Source organism: Salinivibrio sp. ML323, from assembly GCF_001995745.1.
In the GTDB taxonomy this organism is placed as follows: Bacteria; Pseudomonadota; Gammaproteobacteria; order Enterobacterales; family Vibrionaceae; genus Salinivibrio; species Salinivibrio kushneri.
The window spans coordinates 107,474-134,215 of record NZ_MUES01000006.1 but is presented as its reverse complement, the minus strand read 5'-3'; the positions used below and the strand labels follow the sequence as shown (position 1 = coordinate 134,215).

General features: G+C 51.1%; 18 protein-coding genes and 2 pseudogenes. 17 read left to right on the top strand and 3 right to left on the bottom strand.

Annotation, left to right across the window (positions count from 1 at the left end):
* The 9 genes and pseudogenes from BZG13_RS06430 to BZG13_RS15440 form a co-directional block, all read left to right on the top strand.
* Entirely contained in the window at window positions 1-1,044 is a 1,044-nt protein-coding gene (locus tag BZG13_RS06430; protein ID WP_077485914.1) for an ABC transporter permease, read from the top strand.
* Window positions 1,045-1,090: 46 nt separating this feature from the next.
* On the top strand, window positions 1,091-2,917 hold the full coding sequence (locus tag BZG13_RS06425; RefSeq protein WP_077485912.1) for an extracellular solute-binding protein: 1,827 nt from the start codon (window positions 1,091-1,093) through the stop codon (window positions 2,915-2,917).
* Window positions 2,918-2,925: 8 nt separating this feature from the next.
* Entirely contained in the window at window positions 2,926-3,792 is an 867-nt protein-coding gene (locus BZG13_RS06420) for an ABC transporter ATP-binding protein (RefSeq protein WP_077485910.1), read from the top strand.
* Between the two features lie 15 nt (window positions 3,793-3,807).
* A complete protein-coding gene (locus tag BZG13_RS06415; protein ID WP_077485908.1) occupies window positions 3,808-4,665 on the top strand; it encodes an ABC transporter ATP-binding protein in 858 nt (285 codons plus the stop codon).
* Between the two features lie 261 nt (window positions 4,666-4,926).
* Window positions 4,927-5,931: a YecA family protein gene (locus tag BZG13_RS06410; protein WP_077485906.1), complete on the top strand. Its 1,005-nt coding sequence runs from the start codon at window positions 4,927-4,929 to the stop codon at window positions 5,929-5,931.
* A 9-nt stretch (window positions 5,932-5,940) separates the two neighbouring features.
* Window positions 5,941-7,062, top strand: a complete 1,122-nt coding sequence (locus BZG13_RS06405; protein ID WP_077485904.1) for a hypothetical protein — start codon at window positions 5,941-5,943, stop codon at window positions 7,060-7,062.
* A gap of 79 nt (window positions 7,063-7,141) precedes the next feature.
* Window positions 7,142-10,282, top strand: a complete 3,141-nt coding sequence (locus BZG13_RS06400; protein WP_077485902.1) for a DUF3427 domain-containing protein — start codon at window positions 7,142-7,144, stop codon at window positions 10,280-10,282.
* Window positions 10,283-10,461: 179 nt separating this feature from the next.
* On the top strand, window positions 10,462-11,496 hold the full coding sequence (locus BZG13_RS06395; RefSeq protein WP_077455053.1) for a virulence RhuM family protein: 1,035 nt from the start codon (window positions 10,462-10,464) through the stop codon (window positions 11,494-11,496).
* Window positions 11,497-11,740: 244 nt separating this feature from the next.
* Window positions 11,741-11,932: pseudogene (locus tag BZG13_RS15440) on the top strand (tyrosine-type recombinase/integrase); the annotation flags it as partial.
* Window positions 11,933-12,006: 74 nt separating this feature from the next.
* On the opposite strand, the gene BZG13_RS06380 reads toward BZG13_RS15440, so the two are convergent.
* A complete protein-coding gene (locus BZG13_RS06380) occupies window positions 12,007-12,732 on the bottom strand; it encodes a hypothetical protein (protein WP_077485898.1) in 726 nt (241 codons plus the stop codon).
* Between the two features lie 625 nt (window positions 12,733-13,357).
* Between BZG13_RS06380 and BZG13_RS06370 the strand changes: the two genes are divergently transcribed.
* On the top strand, window positions 13,358-14,032 hold the full coding sequence (locus BZG13_RS06370) for an inovirus Gp2 family protein (protein WP_077485894.1): 675 nt from the start codon (window positions 13,358-13,360) through the stop codon (window positions 14,030-14,032).
* Window positions 14,033-14,108: 76 nt separating this feature from the next.
* Here the strand turns inward: BZG13_RS06370 and BZG13_RS06365 are convergent, their stop codons facing one another.
* Entirely contained in the window at window positions 14,109-14,669 is a 561-nt protein-coding gene (locus tag BZG13_RS06365; RefSeq protein ID WP_021024426.1) for a tyrosine-type recombinase/integrase, read from the bottom strand.
* 175 nt (window positions 14,670-14,844) lie between these two features.
* Entirely contained in the window at window positions 14,845-15,348 is a 504-nt protein-coding gene (radC, locus tag BZG13_RS06360; protein ID WP_021024425.1) for a RadC family protein, read from the bottom strand.
* Window positions 15,349-15,505: 157 nt separating this feature from the next.
* Between radC and BZG13_RS06355 the strand changes: the two genes are divergently transcribed.
* From BZG13_RS06355 to BZG13_RS06325, 7 genes and pseudogenes are all read left to right on the top strand, one after another.
* The gene (locus BZG13_RS06355) at window positions 15,506-15,709 is read left to right on the top strand and encodes an AlpA family phage regulatory protein (protein WP_077485892.1); all 204 of its coding nucleotides are present in this window, start codon (window positions 15,506-15,508) and stop codon (window positions 15,707-15,709) included.
* A gap of 32 nt (window positions 15,710-15,741) precedes the next feature.
* Window positions 15,742-16,410 (top strand): annotated as a pseudogene (locus BZG13_RS06350) (transposase).
* Window positions 16,411-16,482: 72 nt separating this feature from the next.
* Window positions 16,483-19,272 carry a type I restriction-modification system subunit M gene (locus BZG13_RS06345; RefSeq protein ID WP_077485890.1) on the top strand — a complete coding sequence of 930 codons (2,790 nt, stop codon included), beginning with the start codon at window positions 16,483-16,485 and terminating at the stop codon, window positions 19,270-19,272.
* Window positions 19,265-20,638, top strand: a complete 1,374-nt coding sequence (locus BZG13_RS06340) for a restriction endonuclease subunit S (RefSeq protein WP_077485888.1) — start codon at window positions 19,265-19,267, stop codon at window positions 20,636-20,638. Before BZG13_RS06345 ends, BZG13_RS06340 begins: the two co-directional genes overlap by 8 nt.
* Window positions 20,635-22,737, top strand: coding sequence for a GmrSD restriction endonuclease domain-containing protein (locus BZG13_RS06335; RefSeq protein WP_077485886.1), 2,103 nt, complete (start codon window positions 20,635-20,637; stop codon window positions 22,735-22,737). Before BZG13_RS06340 ends, BZG13_RS06335 begins: the two co-directional genes overlap by 4 nt.
* Window positions 22,734-25,934: a type I restriction endonuclease subunit R gene (locus BZG13_RS06330; RefSeq protein WP_077485884.1), complete on the top strand. Its 3,201-nt coding sequence runs from the start codon at window positions 22,734-22,736 to the stop codon at window positions 25,932-25,934. The genes BZG13_RS06335 and BZG13_RS06330 overlap by 4 nt, the downstream gene beginning before the upstream one ends.
* Entirely contained in the window at window positions 25,924-26,652 is a 729-nt protein-coding gene (locus tag BZG13_RS06325; protein WP_077485882.1) for a M48 family metallopeptidase, read from the top strand. The genes BZG13_RS06330 and BZG13_RS06325 overlap by 11 nt, the downstream gene beginning before the upstream one ends.
* Window positions 26,653-26,742: the final 90 nt, after the last annotated feature.

The following is a 26,742-nucleotide window of genomic DNA, read 5'->3' as shown; positions in this document are numbered from 1 at the left end:
ATGTTGACGTTTAGCCCTTTAACTCAAAAGAAAATCCGCAGCTTTAAGCAAATTAAACGCGGTTACTGGTCGTTTATTATCTTGACCACCATGTTGGTGTTATCGCTGATTGCTGAGCTTTTTATCAATAGCAAAGCATTAATGGTCAAATACGGCGGCGAGTATTATTTCCCCGTACTGAGTGATGTGTACTTGGCGAGCGATTTTGGGCAGGTAGGAACCAGTGAGGCCAACTATCGTCAGCTCGCGAAAGCCTTTGCCGCGCAAGGCGGTGACAATTATGTGGTGATGCCCCTAGTGCCGTGGAACCCGCTTGAGCAAGACTTTAGCGGTGACTTCCCGCCGACAGCGCCGAGCGCTGAGCATCAGCATTACCTCGGTACCGATGAGATTGGCCGCGACATTCTCGCTCGCTTGGTGTACGGCTTTCGTATCGCCATGGGTTTTGCGTTACTCACCATGGCCGCTTCCTATGCGATTGGTACAGCCGTCGGCTGTGCGATGGGCTTTTGGGGCGGCAAGTTTGACCTTTTCTTCCAACGCTTTATCGAAATCTGGTCGATGGTGCCGTTTTTGTACGTGATCATGATTCTGGTTTCGATTCTTCAGCCCACCTTTGCCCTGTTCGTTGCGATTAATGTGCTATTCGGCTGGATGGCGATCACCTGGTATATGCGCACCATGACGTACAAAGAATCAGCGCGTGATTATGTGATGGCCGCGCGCGCGTTGGGTGCCTCAACTAGCCGTATCTTATTCCGGCATATTTTGCCCAACACCATGGTGATGATTGTGACCTTGGCGCCCTTTACCATCGCCCTCAATATCACCGCGCTAACGGCGCTGGATTATCTTGGCCTAGGACTGATGCCACCGACACCCAGTTGGGGCGAGCTGTTGCAGCAAGGCAAATCAAATTTGGACGCGCCATGGATTGTTGCGTCTGTGGTGACCTCACTGGTGGTGGTATTGGTGATGGTGACCTTCATTGGTGAAGCGGTTCGCGCTGCGTTCGACCCGAAAAAATTCACCCGTTACGACTAACGTTAAACACAATGTGCAATGTTTGAATCACGATAAGGAAATCACGATGAAAAAACTGATCCTTGCGACCTCAATCTCAATGCTTAGCCTGACTGGCTGGGCGGCGGATTTGCCTGAAAACCTCAATTGGCAAACTAACTGGGATGCGCCTAAAATCGGCTCTCCCGACGCCAAGCGCGGCGGTACCTTGCGTACCCACTTGCAGAGTTTTCCGCAGACATTACGCACTGTGGGGCCGGATTCAAACTCAGGCCTGCGCAGTTACTTTCTTGATGAAATGCCCTCACTGGTAAAGCGCCACCCAGATACACTGGCATGGATCCCGGATTTGGCCAACGAGTGGGCCTATGGCGACGATAATAAAACCATTTATTTTAAGCTCAACCCTGAGGCAACCTGGTCGGATGGCGAGCCCGTCACCGCCGATGATTTTGTCTTTATGATGCAGTTCTACCGCTCGAAAGACATTGTTGCGCCTTGGTACAACGACTATTACACCAACACCATTGGTGGGGTAGAGAAAATTGATCAACACACCATTGCGATATCGACCGCAATAGAGAAAAGTGACGAAGATCTGATGTATACCTTGGGTAGCTTGGTCCCACGTCCGGCGCACTTTTACGCCAATCCGCGTAAAGATGACAATCAAGATGGCATTGCCGACGACTTTGTACGTCGCTATAACTTCAAAGCGACCCCCACCGTGGGCCCGTACGAGTTAGCGCGGGTGCAAAAAGGCCGTAGCGTCACCTTTGAGCATGTGGATGACTGGTGGGGCTACACCAACCCCTATTATCAACACCGTTATAACGTCGATAAGATCCGTCTGCGGGTGATCCGTGATAATGATATCGCCATGAAGCACTTTGAAAAAGGCAACTTGGATGTGTTCGATTTGGTACTTCCAGATATCTGGCATGAAAAAACCCAATCTGAACCCTATAAAAAAGGCTATATCACCAAGTTCTGGGGGTATAACGAAATGCCGGTTGGCGCGGGCGGTTTGTGGATGAACTCGGCCATGCCAATGCTGGATGACATTAATGTACGCAAAGGTATTCTCTATGCCACCGATTTTGACGGCATGATTGAAAAGATCACCCGTGGCGATTACTCGCGTAAACCGCATGCGATGGGCTTTGGTCATGGTGAATATGACAACGATGGTGCGACACCGCCAGCGTTTGATCCTGAAAAAGCGATCAGTTATTTCAAAAAAGCCGGCTTTGACCAAGTGGGCCCGGATGGTATTCGTGTCAACGACAAAGGCGAGCGTTTAAGCTTTGCCATCACTTATGGGTATCAGCAGCATACGCCACGCATTGCTTACTTGAAAGAGCAAGCGAAAAAAGCAGGGTTGGACTTTACCATTCACCTGGTTGATGGCTCATCGGCGTTTAAATACGTGCTGGAGAAAAAGCATCAACTGGCGTTTCTTAATATGGGCACCGCAGAAATCCCAGCTTATTGGGAGTACTTCCACTCGGATAACGCCAATAAAAAGCAAACCAACAACCATACCAATTATAGCTCCCCAGCGCTGGATAAGCTGATCATGGCGTACAAAACTGAGTTCGATATGGCGAAGAAATACCAGCTGTCGCACCAGATCCGCGCTAAGATCTCAGAAGCCAGTGTGATTGTACCTGGCTACATGGTGCCGTATGTGCGTCAAGGCTTCTGGCGTTATGTACAAATCCCAGACAACGCGATGACCAAGCGCACCGAAAACATGGTCACCAGTGGCCGCGTGATGGGTTTTGGCACCTTCTGGATTGATCAAGAGATGAAAGAAGCCACCGAAGAGGCCATGGACGACGGCAAGGTCTTTGAGCCGGTGACCATCATTGATGACAGATACAAGCTGTAGAGGCGATTATGACGCAGGATGTCATTCTTTCGGTTAAGGATTTGACCGTTAATTTTACCACTGACGATGGCCCCCGTGAGGTACTTCACGGGGTAAGCTTTGAGGTCAAAGCCGGGCGCACGCTCGGCTTGGTGGGCGAGTCGGGCAGCGGCAAAAGTGTCACGGCAATGTCAATTATGGGCCTGCTCCCTAAGCCTTACGGCCAGGTGACGGGCGGCGAAATCTTGTACCGCGGAACCGACTTGGTGACCTTGCCCGCCAAAGAGCGCTATGCGATGCGTGGCAACCGGATCTCGATTATCTTTCAAGACCCGATGACAGCGTTAAACCCAGTGCATACCGTGGGTCGGCAAATCAATGAAGTCTTGATGTTGCACCGCCCGGAGCTGGATAAAAAAGCGCGCGCGGCATGTGCACTGGACATGCTGGCCAAGGTAAAAATCCCATTGCCTGAAAAGCGTCTCAATGAGTATCCGCACAACCTGTCTGGTGGGATGCGCCAACGGGTCATGATTGCCATGGCACTGGCCTGTAAGCCCGATATCTTGATATGTGATGAGCCAACCACCGCCTTGGATGTGACGGTGCAGGCCTCGATTTTGGACTTGATTAACGAGCTGCAAGAAGAAACCGGCATGGCGGTGATTTTTATCACTCACGATCTGGGGGTGGTCGCCGAGGTGTGTGACGATGTGGCGGTGATGTACGACGGGCAAATTCGCGAACGGGCCGATATTTTTACCTTATTTGACAACCCTGCCCATCCGTATACCAAGCGTTTGCTGGGGTTAATGCCGGGGCGTACCCACCAACCCAAGCAGATGATTGATATTCGCCCGTTGGAAGACTTTGATGCCGCGCCATCATCGACATAGTTGCAGGAGAACGCGATGAGCAAGGAAGTCCTCAGAGTAGAAAATCTGAAGCAGCATTTTGTCTCGGGCAAAGGCCTGCTTCGTCAAGGCTACACCATTAAAGCCGTCGACGGTGTATCGCTGTCGGTGTCACAAGGTGAAACCCTCGGGCTGGTGGGCGAGTCGGGGTGTGGCAAAAGCACCCTGGGCCGTACCATGCTTAAGCTGTTTGAGCCGACCGAAGGGAAAATTTTCTTTGAAGGTAAAGACATCACCCAGTTGTCGCCACGTCAGATGCGGCCTCTGCGTAAAGATATGCAGATTGTCTTTCAAGACCCGCTCGAGTCGCTCAACCAGCGTCATAACATCGGCGGGATCTTAGAAGAGCCCTTTATTATTCACAATATAGGCACCGCGAAAGAGCGTCGTCAGTGGGTGCTTGAGCTATTAGACAAAGTCGGCTTGCCCCACGATGCGGTTAACCGCTATCCGCATGAGTTTTCGGGCGGTCAGCGCCAACGGATTGGTATTGCCCGGGCGATCGCCCTTAAACCGAAACTGCTTATTTGTGATGAGTCGGTCTCCGCCTTGGATGTGTCGGTGCAGGCACAAATTCTTAATCTGTTGCTGAAACTCCAGCAAGAGATGAACTTGGCGATGATTTTTATCTCGCACGACTTATCGGTGGTTCGTCATATCTCCGATAAGGTGGCGGTGATGTATTTTGGTCATGTGGTGGAAGAAGGGCCGACTGAAACCGTCTACCATCAGCCGCAGCACGAGTACACGCAAAAGTTACTCTCTGCCATTCCGATCACTCACCCCAAATACCGCAAACACAAGCGTCGCGCCGAGCAACCGGTGGCCGAAAAAAAGCCTGAAGCGGTGAGTTAAGTACACGCCCAGGCCCCTCTGGTAAAAATGAGGTAACCCCCAGTAGTTGGATATCCAACATTGGGGGTGCTTCATCAGCAAAAGCTTACTGTCACCCGTACGTTAAGTTCAGGAGAGCAGGTTGCTGTAGGGATCTTGGCTCAGAATCGGCAAGGTGTTTTTTTTCCAGTATACAGACGGCTATTTGCAGCAGTTTGGCAATTTATCACCGTTTACAAGAAAATACCGCGCTGTTTCTATAACAAATAAGAGAGGACAGTAATGAAGCTCGGTCGCAACGATCCTTGCCCTTGTGGCAGTGGTAAAAAATTCAAACGTTGTTGTATGGACGGCGTGTCTAAGCAACATGCGCAAGTCGTTGATGACGCTGAAACCATGCTGGCGAATAACCCAGGTATGAGTATCGATGAACTCAATGCTGTGTTACAGCGCCAAGTGCAGGATCGCAATAATCAACCTCATCCCGATTTTTGTGGTGTGACACCCACGCAAATGACCAATTGGCTTTATGCGCCGTTTGATCAATTACAGTGGGTGACGATCACGACACCCGCCGATCTTTCCGCCAGCCCAGTGATGCGATATTTGGCTCTGATGCTTGAACATGCGATGGCGCAAGGCGGTGCTTTTAAAGCAACCAACAAAGGCAACTTACCGGCTAAGTTGGTTAAACAAGCCAGTGAATTATTGCCTGAGTTTTCAGTTTCTCAATTCCAACGCCACATTAGTATCAGCGAGTTTGCTGGGTTTAACGAAGACAAATTCAATGCCTTGCACTATACCCGCGTGCTGGCCGAAATTAGCGGTATTATCTACCGACGCAGCGGCCGTTATCATGTGAAAAAAACGGCGCAAAAACAGTATCAAGACATGGGCGTGCAAGCCTTTTTTAAGCCGATGCTGGCAGCGGCAACCGGCAAATATAACTGGGCGTATTTAGATAGCTTTGAATACGATGTTGATTTGCGCACCTTTTGGGTATTCATGTTGTGGCGCATACAAGCGCATCACAGCGTCGATCAGCTTACTCAAGAAGTGATGGTTGCTTTTCCTGATGTGTTAAAGGCGTTCCCAACGGACGATTATGCCCCGCCGGAAGCGTTGTTAAGCGGACTTATCGAAACGCGATTTATTGCGCGCTTTTTGCAGTTTTGGGGATTTGTGACGATGGATCCAAGGCGTTTTATAAACGGCGAACCCATTGCGCTCACCGCTCAGGCTCAGCCGCTGTTGGAGCAAACCTTTCAATTCCACCTTAACGGATAGCAGGACATTGTGAGCGAATATCAATACTATAAATTCGAGCGTTTAGATGGGCATTTAGACAGCATCGCGCGCCAAGCACTCAGAGCCATTTCACGCCGAGCCGATATCACGGCAACGTCTTTCCAGGTGGTTTACAACTTTAGCGATCTAAAGGCTAAGGCATATGAGATCATGCTAAAGCACTTTGATATCGGTTTTTACTATGCCAACTGGGGCTCGGTGGATGCCTACATCAAACTACCTGTTGGGACCATTCCCGATGCCATGCTTGGGTTATCGAACGATGGTTTTAAGGTTCGTCAAACCGATGAGTGGCAATTGCTCACTTTCTCTATCGAAGAGTATGGTGCGTATTTTGATGATGGAGATGCTGACGATTTTTTCCAGCATTTACCCGGTCTACGCAATCAGTTAATCCAAGGTGACTGGCGGCTTATGTACTTAGCGTGGCTCAAAGCGGTAGATGACGATGATGAGCTTGACGCGATACCGTTAATCCAATTCGATTTTGAGCGCCTTAGCGAAGGATTACAGGCTTTTGCTGCGCTGTATGCGATTCCCTTACCTTGGGTTAAAGCGCTTACGATGGTGCTGAATGAACAGCCCAGTCACCCAGCCAAACACACTCAGCTTCAGTTTGAAGATTGGCTCAAAACGCTCACGGAAGCGGAGAAAAACACACTATTACGCACGTTGTTTGAGCAAGGCCAATTAACTCGTCACCAAGCCGTAGCGCTGACGCGAAAAGAACCAGCCAACAAAGACGAAACTTATCAGTATTGGTTAAACCCCGACCTCGTGGCTCCCTATATTGCAACCGCACAACGACAGTTTGAGCAACAACAAGCTGAGGCACTTGCAAAAAAACTAGCCATTGAAAAAGCAGAAAAACAAAAAGCCTTAACAGACATCTACAATCAGCGTGATCACTACTGGCAGCAAGCGCACGAGCAAGCGGATCGCACTTGTCCTAGTGGCTATGATGCGGCGTCACGCTATTTACATCAGCTCTTTGAGGCCTATCAGCTTCACGATAATGCTGCGTCCTTTGAACAGCGGTTAAAGCGCTTTGTGACAGCTAATAGGCGTCGTAAAGCACTGTTAAATCGCTTGAGTGATTTGCTTAAATGATTGGGTCCACCTCACCTTTCATAACGCCTACAATCCGTGGTTTGTAAGGTGATGCAGGCTTATAGCGTGGAAGGAAAAAATGCAGCAGATCGGAATTTACGAGCAGCTGGTAACGCAGCTTATTGAGAGCCGTATTGATCGAGAAAGATTTTATGTTGGCGAGCGGACGCTTACCAGCAACGAGGCGTCAGTTTGGTTGTCTCGCTTTTTATCGCATGTTTTGCACCATGTGCTCGACGCCGTGCCTGCCAGTGATGATCGCCTAGCGCAGCAAATCACACTATCCAACCAATTCTTGCTGTGGCTGAAAACCCAGATCCACGATAAAGACATTATCGACGATAATTTGCTCGCGAGTCAGGGGAAAATCCTGACGGCCCTTTATGAGTTTGAAAACCCGATAGCGTCTGATTTAGCGCGCTATGTGCAAGGTATTTTCCCACTCACCGGCTTAACGCAAAGTGAGCTTTTTTGTGGCAGTAATGCGGGCCTTTCATTGGAGTCAGAGCTGAAAAGAGAGATTTTATCCGCAGACAAAATCTATTGGTTGGTATCATTCATCAAGTGGGCGGGGATAAGAATTTTTCGTAAAGAGCTGGAAGAATTTACCCGCAGTGGTCGCGAGTTAAAGATCATCACTACGTCATACATGGGCGCGACAGACGCGAAAGCGGTGGAGTATTTAGCCAGCCTACCTAATACCGAGGTGAAGTTAAGCTACAATACCGAGCGTGAACGTCTGCATGCAAAAAGCTATTTGTTTTTACGCGAGACCGGCTATCACACCGGTTATATCGGATCGTCAAACCTCTCACATTCTGCACTGACGAATGGGTTGGAGTGGAACCTCAAAATCACCTCGCAAGAAATTCCCCATATTATCAATAAATCACTCAGCACCTTTGAAACGTATTGGGCGTCGAATGAATTTGAGCGGTTCGACGGGGATGCAAAAAGTACCGAAAAACTGAATCAAGCCCTTCGGCAGCAGCGCGGTGGCGAAGAAGATGGTACTACGTTTTTCTTCGAGCTCTCTCCTTTCCCGCACCAACATGAAATTCTGGAGCAGCTGACGGTTGAGCGCCAGACTCATCAACGCTTTCGCAATTTAGTGGTGGCGGCAACAGGTACTGGTAAGACACTGATCTCTGCGTTTGATTTTGCTCGTTTTTTGAAAACCCATCCTGATGCCAACTTTCTATTTGTAGCCCATCGTGAAGAAATTCTTAAGCAGGCGCGTGCGGCTTATCGGGGGGTATTACGTAACAGCACCTTTGGCGAACTGTGGGTCGGTGGTCACACGCCAGATCATTACCGTCAGCTGTTTGTCTCGATTCAAACATTGAACAACCAGCTCGATACGCTCAACTTGACGGCCGATTACTATGACTACATTGTGATTGATGAAGTGCATCATATTGCCGCGAGCAGTTATCGAGCGGTTTTGAACCACTTTTCGCCGTCAATACTACTGGGTCTGACGGCGACACCCGAGCGTCACGATGGCGGCGATATTCTCGCAGATTTTGGTGGCGTCATTGCGGCTGAGGTTCGGTTGCCAGAGGCGATTAATCGGCGTCATCTTTGCCCATTCCAATATTTTGGTATTGATGATGATACCGATCTACGGACCATCCCTTGGCAGCGTGGCCGCTATGATATTGCACAGCTGACTAACCTCTATACCTCCAACCAAGCGCGGGTGGATAAGATATTACTCAGCATGAACGAGATCATCACGGATCTTAGCCGGATGAAAGCGCTCGCTTTTTGTGTGAGTAAAGAACACGCTCAATACATGGCTCAACAGTTTTCACTGCAAGGGCTTAAGGCGGATGTGTTGACCAGCGACAATCGGCATGATCGCCAGCGAAAGCAGCAATTGCTGCGCGCCGGTGAGGTCAATGTGCTTTGTGTGGTTGATATTTTCAACGAGGGGGTCGATATCCCAGAAGTGGATACCTTATTGTTTCTGCGTCCCACCGAGAGTTTAACCATTTTCCTTCAGCAGCTAGGCCGCGGTTTACGATTAGCCGAGGGCAAAGAGTGCTGCACCGTCCTCGACTTTGTCGGTCATTCGCGTCCCGAGTATGACTTTGCAAACAAGTTTCGGGCGCTGGTGGGCAAGAGCGCTCGAGCGATTAACCGTGAGATTGAACAAGGCTTCCCTCATGCGCCTTTGGGCTGTCGCATTGAGCTTACGAAGCGCACCCAAGAAATGGTCTTGGATAACATCCGCAAAGCGTCGCTAACGCTAAGGCGCTTAGTGGCAATGGTTCGGCAATATCCTCAGCACACCCACCTGCCGCTGACGCTAGCGAACTTTCTAACCTTGTATCCGCATATTGATTTGAACGAACTATACAAGCGAGGCTGCTGGTCAGAATTGGTGTTCAAAGCAGATCTGCAGGTCAATGATTCTCCTGTTGATGAAAGTGCATTTAAAACAATCAAGAAAGCGATATTTCAGCGGATTTTAACTACTGATGATTATGCGTATCTACAGTTTTTAAAGCAGCTTTGCCAAACAGACTTTGCGCCTGATACGGGTAGCGAACGGCATCTACTCATGTGCCATTATGATGTTTGGCAACAAACCGGGCCAGCTCTTGGCTTTTCATCCATTGCGCAAAGCTTTGCCGCGTTAAGGCGGCTGGGTATCAACGCAGAATTAATGGACGTGTTGGACTGGAAACTGTCACAAACCAAGCACGAGCAGTTGAGGATGGACGATTTGCCTGATGTGCCATTGCGGCTCCATGCTCGATATGCGCGTGAGCAAATTCTAGTTGGGTTTGGCGCTACCACCTTGGAGCGGCAGCCACCTGCACGAGAGGGGCTCTATCCGCTGAAAGATCAAAACATCGAACTGTTATTTGTCACCTTGGATAAAAATGAAAAGCAATTTTCCCCGACGACCATGTATCACGATTATGCGATCAACGCATCACGCTTTCATTGGCAATCGCAAAACAGCTCGCGCCCTGATAAAGGCCGAGGCAAAGATTACATTCAACATCAAAAGATAGGGAAGCGCCTGTTTTTGTTTGTACGAGAGCAAACTAAAGATGAGTACGGACGTACCATGGGATTTGTGAATTTTGGCGAAGTGAATTATATCTCGCACACCGGATCTCAGCCGATGGATATTACGTGGGAGCTAGTCACTCCGATGCCAAACTTTATGTGGCAGCAAGCGGCGAAATTGGCGGTAGGCTAGTTGAGATGGCAGTGGCATTGGGTGATCAACGTGCCACATCGCCCAATGAAAAATTCGATGAAACTTACAACCCTCACCCGCCTAGAGAGTGTGACTACGTTTGCTGAGGTCGAAAAAGTCTACCAAGAAGCAATGGTGTGAATAAGCGTGTTCTATCAATGATGCAGAAGGTGAAATGAATGACAGAGCATATCCCTCAAGCTCCACAAGGAGAGTTTGTTCTCTTCACGAGTGCAGACGGTCAAACTCGTGTTGAGTGCCGTTTTGAATCCGATACATTATGGCTTTCTCAGGCTGTAATGGCGGAGCTGTACGATAAAGATATTCGTACGATTAATGAACACTTGGTCAATATTTACAAGGAAGGCGAGCTTGCTCAAAGTGCAACCATCCGGAAATTCCGGATAGTTCGATTGGAGGGGAGTCGCCAAGTATCTCGCGAAATCGATCATTACAATTTGGAGGCTATTCTGGCGGTGGGCTATCGAGTTCGCTCACAACGTGGTACTCAATTTCGCCAATGGGCTACGCAAACGCTCCAAGAATACCTCATTAAAGGCTTCGTAATGGATGACGAGCGCTTAAAAAATCCGCCTGTTGGGTCGTCTGCTGTTCCAGACTATTTTGATGAGATGCTGGAACGCATTCGCGACATTAGAGCCAGCGAACGACGAGTTTATCTGAGGGTGAAAGAGATCTTCACAATGGCGGCGGACTATGAGCCATCCAATCAGGAGACTAATCGTTTTTTTCAAATCATTCAGAATAAACTGCATTATGCTTGTACGCATATGACCGCTGCTGAGCTTATCGCTAGCCGTGTGGATGCCAGTAAACCAGACATGGGGTTAACCAGTTATAAAGGTGACGAAGTACGCAGGACAGACGTGACCGTTGCCAAAAACTATCTGCGTGAGAACGAAATCAAGGAACTGAATCGTATTGTTAATATGTGGCTTGACTTTGCTGAAGACCAAGCTCTTCGCCGAAAACAGGTTTTCTTGCAAGATTGGGCGGATAAACTGGATCAGTTCTTAAGTTTTAACGACCGAGAGGTTCTAAGCGGTGCCGGAAAAATATCCAAAAAAGCAGCCAATGATAAGGCGAAATTGGAGTTTGAACATTTCGCAGAACAGCGCCGTCGTTTAAAAGAGGCTGAGGGCGAAAAGGTCAACATTGCTGCGCTCAAGGCTGCGCTCAAAAAAGGCAAATAGCTGTATTAGAGATGTCACTCGTAGCGACGAGCATGGCAGCTCTCAAGAAACAACAAAGCCCATTCTTAAAATGGGCTCTGGCTGTATCACACTTAAACGATTATTTAGTGATTATTCAATATTCTGGATCTGAATGTGGGTTTTATTTAAATATTGCTATTTATCAGTTATTTATGATGGCTTCTCTCTTGAATATCGATTGTTACCCACCATGTTACCCACCTCTTGGTGAGGTGGCATATTTTGTAGCGAAATGGGGCTAGTCATTGTTGTCATTGAAAAGACTGTTGGCCACCAGCTACCAGGGATGCTTAGGGTGTACAACCACTATGATTATCTCGATGAACAGCGGGACGTCTTAGAGGCTTGGGGTGACAAGTTGCTGTCTTTAACGCAGGAGGATGTTCACCCGTTACCATCGGCCAAAACAAGTTAGCAGGGGCTTTTAAGGCTGGCAGCGAGAGCCAGCCTCTTCATGCTCAAACGCATCATCATCCCAAACGCTCTGTGTCAGTCTTTTATTTCAAAACCGTACCGTTCACCTTCTTCACGAATCAATGTCTCTACAAGCTCGTTGATACGCATTCCTTTTCTATCGGCTAGCTCGTCGAGCATTCCCTTTGCTGTTTCAGTTAAGCTGATGCTGTAAGGCTTTTTGCCGCTCTTCTTATCTCTGAACTTCTTTTGGCTCCAAGCCCTTTTCATATTTAAGATGAGCAAGTCCTTTTTGTCTAAGTTCTCGCTCAGTAAGTCAAAGCCTGTTATTAGCGCCTGTTTCTTATCACTCTTCGCTAAGAACCTGAGCAGTCTATCTCTGAAAAAATGTTGATAAGTCAGATAATCCCAAGCCCATTCAATTTGGATCTCGTTATCAGTGATCCATTTCACTATCCGCTTGTCACTCTCTATCTCTAGCCATTCCTCTACCAGGAGTTTTTTGACATCCTCAACTTCCGTGTTACTCATTTCAGAGAAGATAAAGCTGTTTTCAATCTCCTCTCTTATTCTTTTTATGTCTAAGGATAGGTCATTGAGTTCTTTTTCTGATATCGTTTTTATTTTTCTTCCTACTCTGTTAGGTCGGTCTATAAGCATAGGTGGCGACAAAGCTTCATGGATATCCTCTTTATGTTTTTTCATAAAAGTTAAAGCCCAATATAGAAACCTTGGCTCAGCTTCTTTTACCCAATCGAGAGCGCCGTTTTCTTTTCTGCTGTTGATGAACGCTTTCTTCATTTTTTTAGCAAGGTCAGAATCCCCTCTCTCTCGCTATTTTTTTATCTGCTCTTTTGAATGTGAGAGCTGGATCCTCCAGCAATGAACCCTTTTTTATTCCTAGGTTTTCTTGCAAGTAATTAATGTAAAACATCCGCTCCTTTGATGAGCGTATTTTCAACTGTGGTTTGAGGGGTTTAGTTTTCTTTATGCGAAGACTCATTACCATTACCTTGTAACAAAATATGCCCTATATCGTACATTACTAAAGTATTACTGTGTAGTATTTATCGTGGTTTTATGACAAATGTCTCGTGGTTTTACAGAGTGTTTATCGTGGTTTTATGCTAACTTTATAGTGGTTTTGAAGTGATTTTATTAAAGGGGTATACCCATAGAAACCGCTCTGAAACTGGGTTTTTATGCCTTTAGATAGGGTTCATAACTTCCACATACTCAGTTCGTCGGTCACAGAGGGAGAGGCTAGGTTGGCTGGTGGGTGACATGGTCACAGTGGGAGGGGGTGTTGTCGGTATAGTAATATACGTATTCGCTCTTCTCTTCATATACCCATTACCAGTAAAGAAGATAAGGTAAAAAATAATATAACCAGTGTTCCTTTGTAGTACTCACAGAGGAGCATGAGATGGACACACATACCTACAAAGACTTTCCTATCCTTCTACCTATCAATGAATCTAAGGCACGTTACTTAGAGAAAATACGCAATATGTTAGCTGATGGTTATCAGGACTATAATAACCTCACTGTTGCTCGTCTTGACTTAAGGTTTCCAGCTACTGATGAGTCTGATGACTTTCTGAAGCGTGATGAGGCCCTCTCTTTCGAGCGATGGAAAAAAGGCACGATTAAACGATTTATTCGAGCTATTGAATTAGAAATGGCAAAGCAAGAGTGTGAGAAGCGAGCGAAGGGTAAGCGGGTGCATCGTTGTAAGGTGCGATATGCTTGGGCAAGGGAGCGTAATCATTCACACAACGATCATTATCATTTCGCGTTGGTTTTAAATAAGGATAGGTTTTATTGCTGGGGGAAGTTTGAGAACGTCGAATGCGGTGATGGTTTATATAATATCATTGTCCGTGCCTGGGCGAAGGCAATCGGCCTGTGTAACCATCAAGCGATGGGGTTAGTGCATATCCCTGATAATAGCATTTACTACCTTCACGGTCGTCCTGAGAGCTCTGAGCGCGCTGAGCAGGAGTATAAAGATATATTCTATCGACTAAGCTATTTAGCCAAAAAAAGAACCAAGCGTCGCAACGAGGGGTTTCGTTGCTTTGGTTCTAGCACCAAGTAAATCGTGCATAATCGTTTTTTATTGATGATATATATTTAAAATCCCGTCGGCCGTACTGTCATGGTGCGGCCTTACCTCATATCTCTAAGGCAATAAAATCATTGTCGACATCCTCCTGTGTAATACCAATATAACGAAGCGTGATGCCTTCTGAGGTATGGCGCAGCATTTTCATCACCCGACCAATATCTTTTGTAGCTTGATACAGCATATAACCGCGTGTTTTTCGCATTGAGTGCGTCCCTAACGAGAGGTTGAGCTCTTGCCCGACCTGTTGGAAAGCGAGAGTAACAGCGCGCCGAGAGAGCGGTTTAGGTGGCAACTGCTTAATCTGCTGACAGCGGTGAGATTGAAACAGGTAGACGTGGTCAGGATGGTCTGCCCGTATCTTTTCAATGCGCGCCAGTGTTTTCGGGTTGAGCTGGATATCAGCAATCTTACCTGTCTTACGCTCTTTGATTCGCAACCGGTCACCGTGGATATCGTCGAACCGAATCGCAAGCAGATCGGAGATACGTAACGCCAGGTTTAACCCGATATACCAGACGTCGGCCATTTGGCGATGATAACGAATACTCAATAGGTGGCCGATAAGCTGAACAGTCTCAGCATCTTTGATGGCTTGAACTTCTGACATGGCTTACTTCCTTTTTTCTTCACAGATGGAGGTTTTGAGAAGCACAGCACGGCAGCGACAGCCGGACCCTTGTTGCGCCTGGGTTGGCTGCTTCCCGTTTTAACATAATGAGAAGCAGGGAAAGGTATCGCTGCCTGTGTGCATGTGTGACGTGTAAAAATGGGCTGTGAAGCCGCTACACGACTGGGATCCAGCCTCGCTCGGCGAAAGACACACAGTCTTCACCGACAACCACATGATCTAAAACGCGAACATCAATAAGGCCCAACGCTTTGATCAATTTGTCAGTGATGTGACGGTCTGCTTGTGATGGCTCGGCAATCCCCGATGGATGGTTGTGCGCAAAGATTACGGCGGCTGCATTGTGACTCAGTGCCGCTTTCGCCACTTCGCGTGGATAGATAGACGCGGCATCAATGGTGCCAAAGAACAGGATATCGAACTGGATCAGCCGGTGTTGGTTATCCAGCAGCATCAACGCAAACACTTCACGATCGTACGCGCCGAGTTTGAGCTTTAAGTATTCCATCACGTTGTTAGGGCTCGTGAAAGTGCCCTCGCGTTTGTACTTTTGTGCCAGTGCTTCTGCCGCGTGCTCTAGGAGCTGATTCAACTCAGAGGGCTGATGGGCAGGGTAGTTGTCTGCAGGGGTAAACAGGGGAGTGTGTGATGTACGCATAGGGAGTCTCCTTTAAGTGATTGATGTGGCTATGCGTATCGATGACATATATCTGAAATCAGGTTGGTTAAGGGAGCGGATACCCCAAAGGCTAATCAAGGTAAAAATTAACGCATGGGGACTTGTTATGAGTTGAACTACCTAACAAGGACCAATCATGAAGCTTTTAAAACTACAACAAGTTATGGAAAAGACCTCACTGTGCAGCAGTAGCATCTACAACTTGATGAAAGAAGGCGACTTCCCCAAAAACATCTCTGTGATGGGTAAGCGTAAGGCCTGGTTGGAGAGTGAAGTTGAAGAGTGGGTGATGGCAAGGATAGAGGAGAGAGATATAACCTTGATCAAGGAAGATGATTGATTTTACGTAAAAACAGGATCATGATTCTTATCATGAAAGTGGCTCTAAACAAACAGCAGAAGCGTAAACTCGGCCGTCAACATGAGATCATCTGTGATATGGGCGAGTGCGCGATCGTATCAAGGCAGTGCTACTCGCATCTGAAGGTTGGAGCACAGCGATGATTTCTCAAGCACGGTGTATTTATGGAACAAAGGTACGGCGTCACTTTGAAGACTACGCTATTGCTGAAATACTCAATCCCGAGAATGGTAGCTCAGGGGGTCGTTTGCCCGTTCGCCCCTCAAACATTGGCGATGAGGCTAAGCAATACGGATTTGTTGAAGCCAATGAAGCGCTTAAATCACGCTGCGGAACAGATGAAAACATTTTTTATAGATGCTGTTCATCCGACTCAAACAACACAAGTGACACAAGGTTGGATACGCACAGGACAAAATAAAGCAATAGAGACAACGGGGTGTCGTAGTCGCCTCAATATTGATCTGCATTACCTTCCATCTTATCGCCCAAACCTTAACCCGATAGAGCGGTTATGGGGGATCATGAATGAGCATGCAAGGAATAATCTCTACCTCAAAACCAAGCAGGATTTGGAACAAGCGATTGACCAATTCTTTACTGCGACTCTACCTGATATTGCAGGGTCTTTAACGTCTCGCATCAACGATAACTTTAAGATGTTCAATCATGCATCTTAAAGTTAATTGGGTATACAATGTTACGCGCAAAGGTCGCAACTCCCAAACTCTCAAATAGAAAACGGATACTCAATGGCAATAAAAAAATCCCAACTCTACAGCTCCCTCTGGCAGTCCTGCGACGAGCTGCGCGGCGGCATGGACGCCTCTCAGTACAAGGACTATGTTCTGACGCTGCTGTTCATGAAGTACGTCAGCGACAAGAAGGACTCGCTCATCGAGGTCCCCGAGGGCGGCAGCTTTGCCGACATGGTGGCCCTCAAGGGCGACAAGGAGATCGGCGACAAGATCAACAAGATCATTGGCAGGCTCGCCGAAGCCAACGACCTTAAAGGCGTCATCGACCAGGCGGATTTCAACGAAGAAACAAAACTCGGCTCCGGTAAGGACATGCAGGACCGGCTCTCCAAGCTCGTTGGCATCTTCGATCAGCTCGATCTGGGCGCCAACCGCGCCGACGGCGATGACCTGCTGGGCGACGCCTACGAATACCTGATGCGCCACTTCGCCACCGAATCCGGGAAGAGTAAGGGCCAGTTCTACACCCCGGGCGAGGTTTCCCGGGTGATTGCCCAGGTGGTGGGCATCGGGCCGGATACTCTTCAGGACGAGACTCTGTATGACCCGGCCTGCGGGTCCGGGTCGCTGCTGTTACGTGCCGCCTATGAGGCCCCACAAGGGATGAGCATCTACGGCCAGGAAAACGATAACGCCACCTGGGCCCTGGCCAAGATGAACATGATCCTGCACGACTACCCTACCGCCGAGATTTGGCAAGATAACACTCTCTCGCGCCCTTATTTTAAGAACGCGTCACACTCTGACGAAGGCAGCCTCAAGACCTTCGATTACGCCGTGGCCAATCCGCCGTTTTCCGCCAAATCCTGGACCAACGGCCTGGATCCGGCCAACGATGAGTTCGGCCGCTTTGAATACGGCATCCCGCCGGCCAAGAACGGTGACTACGCTTTTCTGCTGCATTTCATCAAGTCGCTCAAGTCCACCGGCAAGGGCGCCATCATCCTGCCCCACGGCGTGCTCTTTCGCGGCCACAAGGAGGCCGACATCCGCCGCAACCTGATACAGCGCGGGCTGATCAAGGGCATCATCGGCTTGCCGGCCAACCTCTTCTACGGCACCGGAATCCCGGCTTGCATCCTGGTCATCGACAAGGAGCATGCGAATAGCCGCGAGCACATCTTCATGTGTGATGCCAGCCGCGAATTCATAAAGGACGGCAACAAGAACCGACTGCGATCGCGTGACATCCACAAAATCGTGGACGTGTTCAACCACCAACGCGAATTGCCGGGCTACGCTCGCCGAGTGCCTTTGGCCGAGATTGCCTCTGAAGCCAATAACTACAACCTCAACATCCCGCGCTACATCGACGCCGGCGAGGCGGAGGACCAGCATGATCTCAGTGCGCACCTGAAAGGGGGCATCCCCGAGCGCGACGTGGACGCGCTCGAGCCTTACTGGTCCGTGCTGCCCGGACTGCGCAAGGCGCTATTTCGAGACAGCGATCGGGCCGGTTATCTGGAAGCGAAGGTCGAAACCCAAGAAGTTAAGCCCACCGTGCTGGATCACGCCGCGTTCATGGCCTTCGCCGAGCGTGTGTCGGGCGTCACCGACGACTGGCAGACGGCCCATCGCTCGGATCTTTGGGCCCTGCAAGCGGGTGATAAGCCCCGCAAAGTGATATATGGCCTGTCCGAGGACCTGCTGCAACGCTTCACTGATGTGCCCCTGCTGGATCGCTACGCCGTCTATCAGCGCCTGATGGACTACTGGGCGGATGTCATGCAGGACGATGTCTACCTTATCGCCGCCGAGAACTGGGTCGAAGCGGCCCGGCCTCGAGGCGTGATAGAGAACAAGGAGCGCAAGATCAAGGAAGAGCCAGATCTGACCGTCGGTAGAGGTAAGAAGGCGAAAAAATACAAGCTCGACCTAATTCCGCCCGAACTCGTCATCGCCCGCTATTTTGAGGATCAGACAAACGAAATTGAAGCATTAAAGACCAACGTTGAGGAGCTTCAGCGGCAACTAGAGGAAATGGAAGAAGAATATGGAGATGAAGACGCTCCGTTGTTCGAGATCCGCGACGGAAATAAGAAGCCCACGAAAACTGACGTTGAAGACCGACTATCCAGCTATGAAGCTTTACTGTTAGAAAGCTGTCGACCCGATGTTGTTCAAGGCTTGAGGGATGCGCAGAAAGAATTGGAAGACAACGAGGTCGAAAGGAAAGCGATTGAGGAAGACCCCGGTCATGTTCCCTACGTCTCACCGTTGTTAGGCAAACAGGGCAAAGTGACCAAGAAAAACCTTAAGGATCAACTAAAGCGATTGTCTGAAACGGAGAGCGTCGAGCGCAACGTACTTCAAAATTTGTTTGACGCTATAGAGGCGGTTGCAGGAGCTAAGAAAACACTCACACAGAAGCAGAAGACGGCCAAGCAAACCGTGGAAGAGTTGGTTAATAGCGTTAACGACGTGCCGGAAGTAAAAGACGTAATTGTTCTGCGCCGTTATTTAAGTCTCACGACAGAGATTCCAACGGCAGAAAGCCGACTGAAAGATGCCCAGGCCGAGCTCGACCAGGCCGTCTTGGCTCGCTACTTTGATCTCACCGAGGACGAGATCAAGCAGCTCGCCGTGGACGACAAATGGCTGGCCGACATCCGCGCCGCCACCGAATCGGAAGTCGAGCGCATCACTAACCAGCTTGCCGGCCGCGTGCGCGAGCTGGAGGAGCGCTACGCCGAGCCACTGCCAGATATCGAGCGCGAGGTGGAGACGCTAGCCACCCGAGTCACTGGCCACCTGAAACAGATGGGGGTGCGGGTCGATGGCTGAGCGCAGCGAGGCAGTGGAAAAGCAGGCCGTTCGGAATGAGTCGCCCGGCTATCCGTTGGAGACCGGGACGGCAAGTGCTGAGGATGTGCCGCCCGGGTATAAGCGGACCGAGGTGGGGGTGATTCCGGAGGATTGGGATTGTGCCGAGATATCGCAATTGCTATCCGATATTTCAATGGGACCTTTCGGGTCTGACATCAAAGTTTCGAATTTCGTAAACGAGGGAGTCCCTGTGTTGGACGGCTTCAATGTCAGACAAGAGAGGCTGTTGGACGATTTCTCAAAATTTGTCACGGAGTCAAAAGCAAAAAGCCTAAAAAAGGCCGTTGCTCGTCGCGGCGATATTGTTGTCACTCATCGAGGTACGATTGGTCAGGTTTCATATATCCCATGCGACTCCGAGTTCGCTGAGTATGTAATTTCCCAGAGTCAGTTCAGAGCTAGATTTGATTCTTCTGTTCTTCCTCAGTGGGTAACCATCTATTTTCTCTCCGAGAAAGGATCGCAAAAACTACTGGAAGGAAAAGGTCATACGGGAGTGCCAGCAATTGCACAACCGACTACGACCTTCAGAAAGCTAAGACTTCCTTTGCCTTCAACTGATGAGCAACGCGCTATTGCCACCGCCCTGTCGGACGCGGACGCGCTGATCGAATCCCTCGACCGCCTGATCGCCAAAAAGCGCGCCATCAAACAGGCCGCCATGCAACAACTCCTCACCGGCCAGACCCGCCTGCCCGGCTTCACAGGCGAGTGGGAGACGAAGCGGTTGGGGGATGTCGCCGAGATCGATCCCGAAAATCTCGGTTCCAGCACGCCACCTACTTTCACTTTTAACTATATCTCCCTTGAGCAGGTAGAACAGGGACGACTGTTGGGTTTTTCTGTCGAGAGGTTTGCCACTTCGCCATCAAGAGCGCGGCGAGTGCTGCGTAGTGGGGACATTCTGGTATCTACAGTGCGCCCAAATCTCCAGTCACATTATTACTTTGATGGCGGCTTGCCTAATCCGGTCTGTTCGACAGGGTTCGCAGTTGTGCGGTGTAATACACAGTTCGCCAATTCAGGCTATGTCTATGCACATCTGTTTGGATCCGAGGTTAATCGGCAAATTGATAGAATAATTGCCGGGTCCAACTATCCAGCGATTAGTAGCGGCGATGTTAAACGACTGAAACTACCGTTTCCGTCTCTCGAAGAACAAACCGCCATCGCCACCGTCCTGTCCGACATGGACACCGAAATCGAATCCCTGGAGCGCCGGCGCGCCAAGGCCCGCCAAATCAAGCAGGGCATGATGCAGCAGCTCCTCACCGGGCGGGTGCGGCTCGTGGAGCCAGAGTCATCAAAGGAGGCAACTGTATGAAGGCAACGGAAGCCAAGATGCTCGATTTCCTTAAGAAATCGCCGCAGTTCATTATCCCAATCTACCAGCGTACCTATTCCTGGACGGAGCCGCAGTGCCGGCAACTCTGGGATGATGTACTCCGTGCCGGTACGAACGATGCCATCAGTGCTCATTTCATCGGCTCTATCGTTTACATCGAGCAGGGCTTGTATCAGGTGTCTAGCCAGTCGCCGTTGTTGGTCATTGATGGCCAGCAACGGCTGACGACGGCGATGTTGATGATCGAGGCGCTCTGTCGCCATCTTGGCGACGATGAGCCGATCGAAGGTTTTTCGGCGAAGAAGTTGCGCAACTATTACCTGCTGAATCCGCTTGAGGAGGGGGAGCGTGGCTTCAAGCTGCTGCTCACCGAGACGGACAAGGAGAGCCTGCTGGCGCTCTTTCGGCAGAAGCCGCTCCCGCCGGAGGGTTCTCTGCGCATCAAGGAAAACTTTGAATGGTTCGAGCAGCGCGTAAAGCGCCTTGACGATTTGGGTCCGTTGTGCCGTGGACTAGCGAAGTTAATGATCGTCGATATAGCCCTGAGCCGTGACCAGGACAACCCCCAGCTCATCTTCGAAAGCATGAACTCGACTGGCCGGGAGCTGAGTCAGGCGGACCTTATACGCAACTTTGTTCTTATGGGGCTGGAGCCCGAGCACCAACGTCAGCTCTATCAAGACCATTGGCGCCCGATGGAGCTGGACTTTGGCCAGGAGGGATACGGTGCCCATTTCGACTGGTTCATGCGCCATTATCTGACCGTGCGTACGGGCGAGATCCCGAAGATCGGCGATGTCTACGAGGCCTTCAAGGCATTCGCCCGAGCGCCAAAACAGGTCGAGCGGGGTGTCGACGCGCTGGTCGCCGAAATCCATGCGTTTTCGGGCTATTACTGTGCCATGGCGCTTGGTAAGGAAAGCGACAAGCTACTTGCAGAAGCCTTTCGGGACTTGCGCGAGCTGAAGGTGGATGTCGCCTATCCCTTTCTGCTGGAGTTGTACGAGGATTATAAGGCCAGCTTGCTGCAGCGGGAGGACTTCGCCGCTGCCGTTCGGCTAGTGGAGGGATATGTGTTCCGCCGCGCTGTGTGCGCTATTCCCACCAATTCCCTCAACAAGACATTTGCCACCTTTGGTCGGGCGCTCAAGAAGGACCGCTATCTTGAGAGCATCCAGGCGCACTTGTTGAACCTTCCGTCGTATCGCCGTTTTCCGCGGGACGAGGAGTTCCGACGCGAGTTGATGACGCGGGATCTGTACAACTTCCGCAGCCGCAGCTATTGGTTGCGTCGGTTGGAAAATCACGACAGAAAGGAACGGGTGCCGGTGGACGAATACACTATCGAGCATATCCTGCCGCAGAACGAGAACCTGTCTCCAGAATGGCAGCACGCCTTGGGCGAAGACTGGCAACGTATTCAGGAGACCTGGTTGCACACGCTGGGCAACCTGACCCTGACCGGCTACAACGCCGAGTACAGCGACCGGCCTTTTGCCGCCAAGCGGGATATGAAGGGCGGCTTCAAGGAGAGCCCATTGCGCGTCAACCAAGGGCTGGGTGCGTTGGAAACCTGGAACGAGACCACGATAAAAGAGCGTGCCGAGCGATTGGCTACTGTCGCCGCAAATGTCTGGCAGGCGCCGCGTCTGAGCGAGGATGTGCTTTCAGCTTATCGGTCCGAGAAAGCACGTCAAGCGGCCTATAGCCTGGACGATCACCCGCAACTCGTGGAAGGCGCGCCCATGCGGGAGCTGTTCGAATCCTTGCGCAAGGAGCTGCTGGCGCTTGATCCGGGGGTGACCGAAGAAGTTCGCAAGCTCTATATCGCCTTCAAGGCTGAAACGAATTTTGTGGATGTGGTCCCGCAGAAGAGCCGGCTGCGCCTCTCGCTCAACATGGCATTTCATGAGCTGCATGACCCGAAGCAGTTGGCGAAAGATGTGACGAATCTCGGCCGCTGGGGGAGCGGCAATGTTGAGATTGGGCTGAGTTCACTGGACGATCTGCCCTATGTGATGGGGCTGGTGCGCCAGGCCTTCGAGAAGCAAATGGGTGATATGGAGGTCGAGGGATGAGTCAGGTTGGTGCGCGCGAACGCCTCACCCAGCAGCAGGTGCTGCGCTTCTTCCAGGATGAGCTGGGTTACCGCTACCTGGGCGACTGGAAGGACCGGGATGGCAACCGCAATATCGAGGAAGACCTGCTGCGCGACTGGCTGGCACGGCAGGGCCATGAGGAGCGGGTGATCAATCGCGCCCTGCGCGAGCTGGATCAGGCGGCGGCGATTTCGGGCAGCAAGACGCTTTATGACGCCAACCGCGCTGTCTACGAGAAGCTGCGTTACGGAGTCCACGTCAAGCCGTCGGTGCAGGAGCAGACGGTCACCGTCTGGCTGATCGACTGGGACAATCCCGGGAACAATGACTTCTCCGTGGCCGAGGAGGTTACGGTGGCCGGGGCGAATATCAAACGCCCGGATGTAGTGCTCTACGTCAACGGCATCGCCTTGGGCGTTCTGGAGCTCAAGCGCTCCACTGTGGCGGTGGCGGAAGGTATCCGCCAGAGCCTGGACAACCAGAAACCCGAGTTTATCCAATCGTTTTTCGCCACCGCGCAGTTGGTAATGGCTGGCAATCCCACTGAGGGACTGCGCTATGGGGTGATCGAGACCCCCGAAAAATTCTGGATGGAGTGGGAAGAGCAGAACCCTGATTGGTCACCGCAAACGCCGGTGGAGCCGAAGCATCTGTCTCCCTGGAATGCTGGTACTGAATCGAAGCTCGAATCCCAATTGGGTTGGATGTGCAGTAAAGCCCGATTGCTCGAAGTCATTCACGACTTCATGGTCTTCGACGCGGGTATCAAAAAGACCTGCCGCCACAATCAGTTCTTCGGCGTGCGTGCTGCGCAGGATCATGTGCAGCGTCGTCAGGGTGGCATTCTATGGCATACCCAGGGCAGCGGCAAGTCACTGACTATGGTGTGGTTGGCGAAATGGATTCGCGAAAACGTGCAGGACGCCCGTGTGCTGGTAATCACTGACCGCACAGAGTTGGACGAGCAGATCGAGAAGGTCTTCAAGGGCGTGGACGAGCAGATCCACCGTACCCGGAGCGGCGCCGACTTGATTGACGTGCTTAATCGTAGCGACGAGTGGCTCATCGCCTCGCTGATTCACAAGTTCGGGACGTCCGAGGAAGGTGATGTGGATGCCTTCCTCAAAGACATCCGCAGCCATTTACCCAAAGATTTTTCGGCCAAGGGCAATTTGTTCGTGTTTGTGGACGAGTGCCATCGAACCCAGTCCGGCAAGCTGCACGAGGCGATGAAAACTCTGCTGCCGGATGCCCTGATGATTGGCTTCACCGGCACGCCGCTATTGAAGCAGGATAAACGCAAGAGCATCGAAGTCTTCGGCCCCTACATCCATAGCTACAAGTTCGACGAAGCGGTGCAGGACGGGGTGGTGCTGGATCTCCGCTACGAAGCGCGGGACATCGACCAGCATGTAACTTCGCAGGCAAAGATTGACCAGTGGTTTGAGCTCAAGACTCAGGGCCTTAACGACTATGCCCGCGCCCAGCTCAAGAAGCGCTGGGGCACGCTGCAGAAAGTGCTTAGTTCACGGGATCGGCTGGAGAAAATCGTCTCCGATATCCTCTGGGACATGGCGACCCGTGATAGGCTAATGAGTGGCCACGGCAACGCCATGCTAGTAGCCGGCAGCATCTACTCGGCTTGCCGTTTATACGAAATGTTCGAGAAGACCGAGTTGAAGGGCAAGTGCGCCATCGTTACCTCCTATATGCCCTCTACCGCCGATATCAAGGGTGAGTCCACCGGCGAGGGCGAAACCGAGAAGTTGCACCAGTACGACATCTACCGCCGTATGCTGGCCGAGCACTTTAACGAGCCGGAAGACACGGTCGTCAACAAGGTGGAGATCTTCGAGCAGGAAGTGAAGAAGCGCTTTATCGACGAGCCTGGCCAGATGAAGCTGCTGATCGTGGTGGACAAGTTGCTTACCGGCTTCGACGCGCCGCCGGCCACCTATCTTTATATCGACAAGCAGATGCGCGACCACGGTCTGTTTCAGGCCATCTGCCGGGTCAATCGGCTGCACACGGAAGACAAGGAAGTTGGCTATATTGTCGACTACAAGGACCTGTTCAAATCTCTGGAGCAGTCGATTCAAGACTACACGGGTGGAGCCTTTGATGCCTTCGATGCGGATGACGTGGAAGGCTTGCTGGAGGAGCGATTAGACAAAGCGCGGGAACGGCTGGAAGAGACCCGCGAAGCGGTAAAAGCATTGTGTGAAGCGGTGGAGCCGCCCAAGGACAGCCCCGCCTATCGACGCTATTTCGTCGGTCCCAGCGACACGCCTGAGGTACAGAAGGACAACGAGCCGAAGCGGCTGGCTCTTTATAAACACGTTGGAGCCTTCCTGCGTGCCTATGCCGACTTGGCCAACGAAATGCAACAGGCCGGCTACAGCGAGGCCGAGGCCGAGGCTATTAAAGCGGAAGTCGAGCACTACGAAAAAGTTCGGGAAGAGGTGAAGCTAGCCAGCGGCGACTACATCGATATGAAGGTGTACGAGCCGGCTATGCGGCACCTGTTGGACACCTACATCCGGGCGGACGAGAGCGAGAAGCTCTCTGCTTTCGACGACATGACATTAGTGGAGCTGGTAGTCGAGCGCGGCGAGGACGCAGTCAACAGCCTGCCGACCTCGATAATGGGCGACCGCGAAGCGATGGCCGAGACCATCGAGAACAACGTCCGACGGCTGATTATCGATGAGATGGCCGTCAATCCGAAATACTACGAGAAGATGTCGGAACTGCTCGACGCCCTGATCGAGCAGCGTCGGCAGGAAGCTCTGGAGTACAAGGAGTACCTGCGCCGCATCGTGGAACTGACGCGCCAGGCTGCCCGGCGGGAAGATCAGAACCGTTATCCCAGTGAAATAAAAACTCGGCCACAGCGGGCTCTTTACGATAACCTGGGAGCGGCAGTTTCTTCATCAGTGGCTGAATCACAGGCGCCTTATGGTGAAACCCACACAGCCACAACGCGGGTCGACATTGTGCTCGCATTGGACCATGCCGTTCGGTCAGTCAAGAAAGACAACTGGCGTGGCAACCGATTCAAGGAGCGCGAGGTACGTAACGCCATCGCCAGGGTGCTGGAGACGCAGATGCATGAGACTGAGCTCCCCGACGTGGATACCGTGTTTGAGCTGGTAAAAAACCAAAATGAATACTGAGCTCAGTCATATTGAGGTAAGCGGCATCTTCGTGGAGATTCGCCGTAAGACGATCAAGAACCTGCACCTAGGCGTTTATCCGCCGGACGGCAGGGTGCGGGTGGCCGCGCCCTCATACCTGGACGACGAGGCAGTACGGCTGGCCGTTATTTCGCGCCTTGGCTGGATTCGCCGTCAGCAACAGGGCTTTGTGCGTCAGGCACGCCAGTCCGTCCGGGAGATGGTGACCGGTGAGAGTCACTATTTCCAGGGCAGGCGTTACCGCCTGAACGTTGTGGAGCGACCGGGCAATCCGCGAGTACGCTTGATCAACAACAGCACCCTTGAGCTGCAAGTCCGCCCAGATACCGGCCGGGCCGCTCGGCAGGAGATGCTCGATCGTTGGTACCGGCGCCAAATCAAAGCCCGCATTCCCGAACTTCTCGCCACCTGGGAGCCGGTTGTGGGTGTGAAGGTTTCGGACTGTCGTATCAAGCGAATGAAGACCCGCTGGGGGAGCTGCAATATCGAAGCGAGGCGAGTCTGGCTGAACTTGGAGCTTGCCAAGAAGTCGCCTCGCTGCCTGGAATACATACTCGTGCACGAAATGGTGCACCTGTTGGAACGTCACCACACCGAGCACTTTCGTGCGCTAATGGATCATTGCATGCCGGATTGGCGCCTGCGCAAGGATGAGTTGAACGAGACCCCACTGGCATATGACGAGTGGGATTACTGACGCCGCGCGGATTCAACCGCGAAGTGCAACACTCTCGTCTTGATGTATATATCCAGTGCTACTATGTAACCGTTTTTGTTCATAAAAGTG

Bases quoted from the DNA above. Each gene is read 5' to 3' on its own strand.
- radC (WP_021024425.1), bottom strand. From the start codon at position 15,348: ATGCGTACATCACACACTCCCCTGTTTACCCCTGCAGACAACTACCCT.
- BZG13_RS06355 (WP_077485892.1), top strand. From the start codon at position 15,506: ATGAAGCTTTTAAAACTACAACAAGTTATGGAAAAGACCTCACTGTGC.
- BZG13_RS06415 (WP_077485908.1), top strand. From the start codon at position 3,808: ATGAGCAAGGAAGTCCTCAGAGTAGAAAATCTGAAGCAGCATTTTGTC.
- BZG13_RS06345 (WP_077485890.1), top strand. From the start codon at position 16,483: ATGGCAATAAAAAAATCCCAACTCTACAGCTCCCTCTGGCAGTCCTGC.
- BZG13_RS06325 (WP_077485882.1), top strand. From the start codon at position 25,924: ATGAATACTGAGCTCAGTCATATTGAGGTAAGCGGCATCTTCGTGGAG.
- BZG13_RS06420 (WP_077485910.1), top strand. From the start codon at position 2,926: ATGACGCAGGATGTCATTCTTTCGGTTAAGGATTTGACCGTTAATTTT.
- BZG13_RS06335 (WP_077485886.1), top strand. From the start codon at position 20,635: ATGAAGGCAACGGAAGCCAAGATGCTCGATTTCCTTAAGAAATCGCCG.
- BZG13_RS06365 (WP_021024426.1), bottom strand. From the start codon at position 14,669: ATGTCAGAAGTTCAAGCCATCAAAGATGCTGAGACTGTTCAGCTTATC.
- BZG13_RS06330 (WP_077485884.1), top strand. From the start codon at position 22,734: ATGAGTCAGGTTGGTGCGCGCGAACGCCTCACCCAGCAGCAGGTGCTG.
- BZG13_RS06340 (WP_077485888.1), top strand. From the start codon at position 19,265: ATGGCTGAGCGCAGCGAGGCAGTGGAAAAGCAGGCCGTTCGGAATGAG.
- BZG13_RS06425 (WP_077485912.1), top strand. From the start codon at position 1,091: ATGAAAAAACTGATCCTTGCGACCTCAATCTCAATGCTTAGCCTGACT.
- BZG13_RS06370 (WP_077485894.1), top strand. From the start codon at position 13,358: ATGGACACACATACCTACAAAGACTTTCCTATCCTTCTACCTATCAAT.
- BZG13_RS06380 (WP_077485898.1), bottom strand. From the start codon at position 12,732: ATGAAGAAAGCGTTCATCAACAGCAGAAAAGAAAACGGCGCTCTCGAT.
- BZG13_RS06400 (WP_077485902.1), top strand. From the start codon at position 7,142: ATGCAGCAGATCGGAATTTACGAGCAGCTGGTAACGCAGCTTATTGAG.
- BZG13_RS06430 (WP_077485914.1), top strand. From the start codon at position 1: ATGTTGACGTTTAGCCCTTTAACTCAAAAGAAAATCCGCAGCTTTAAG.
- BZG13_RS06410 (WP_077485906.1), top strand. From the start codon at position 4,927: ATGAAGCTCGGTCGCAACGATCCTTGCCCTTGTGGCAGTGGTAAAAAA.
- BZG13_RS06395 (WP_077455053.1), top strand. From the start codon at position 10,462: ATGACAGAGCATATCCCTCAAGCTCCACAAGGAGAGTTTGTTCTCTTC.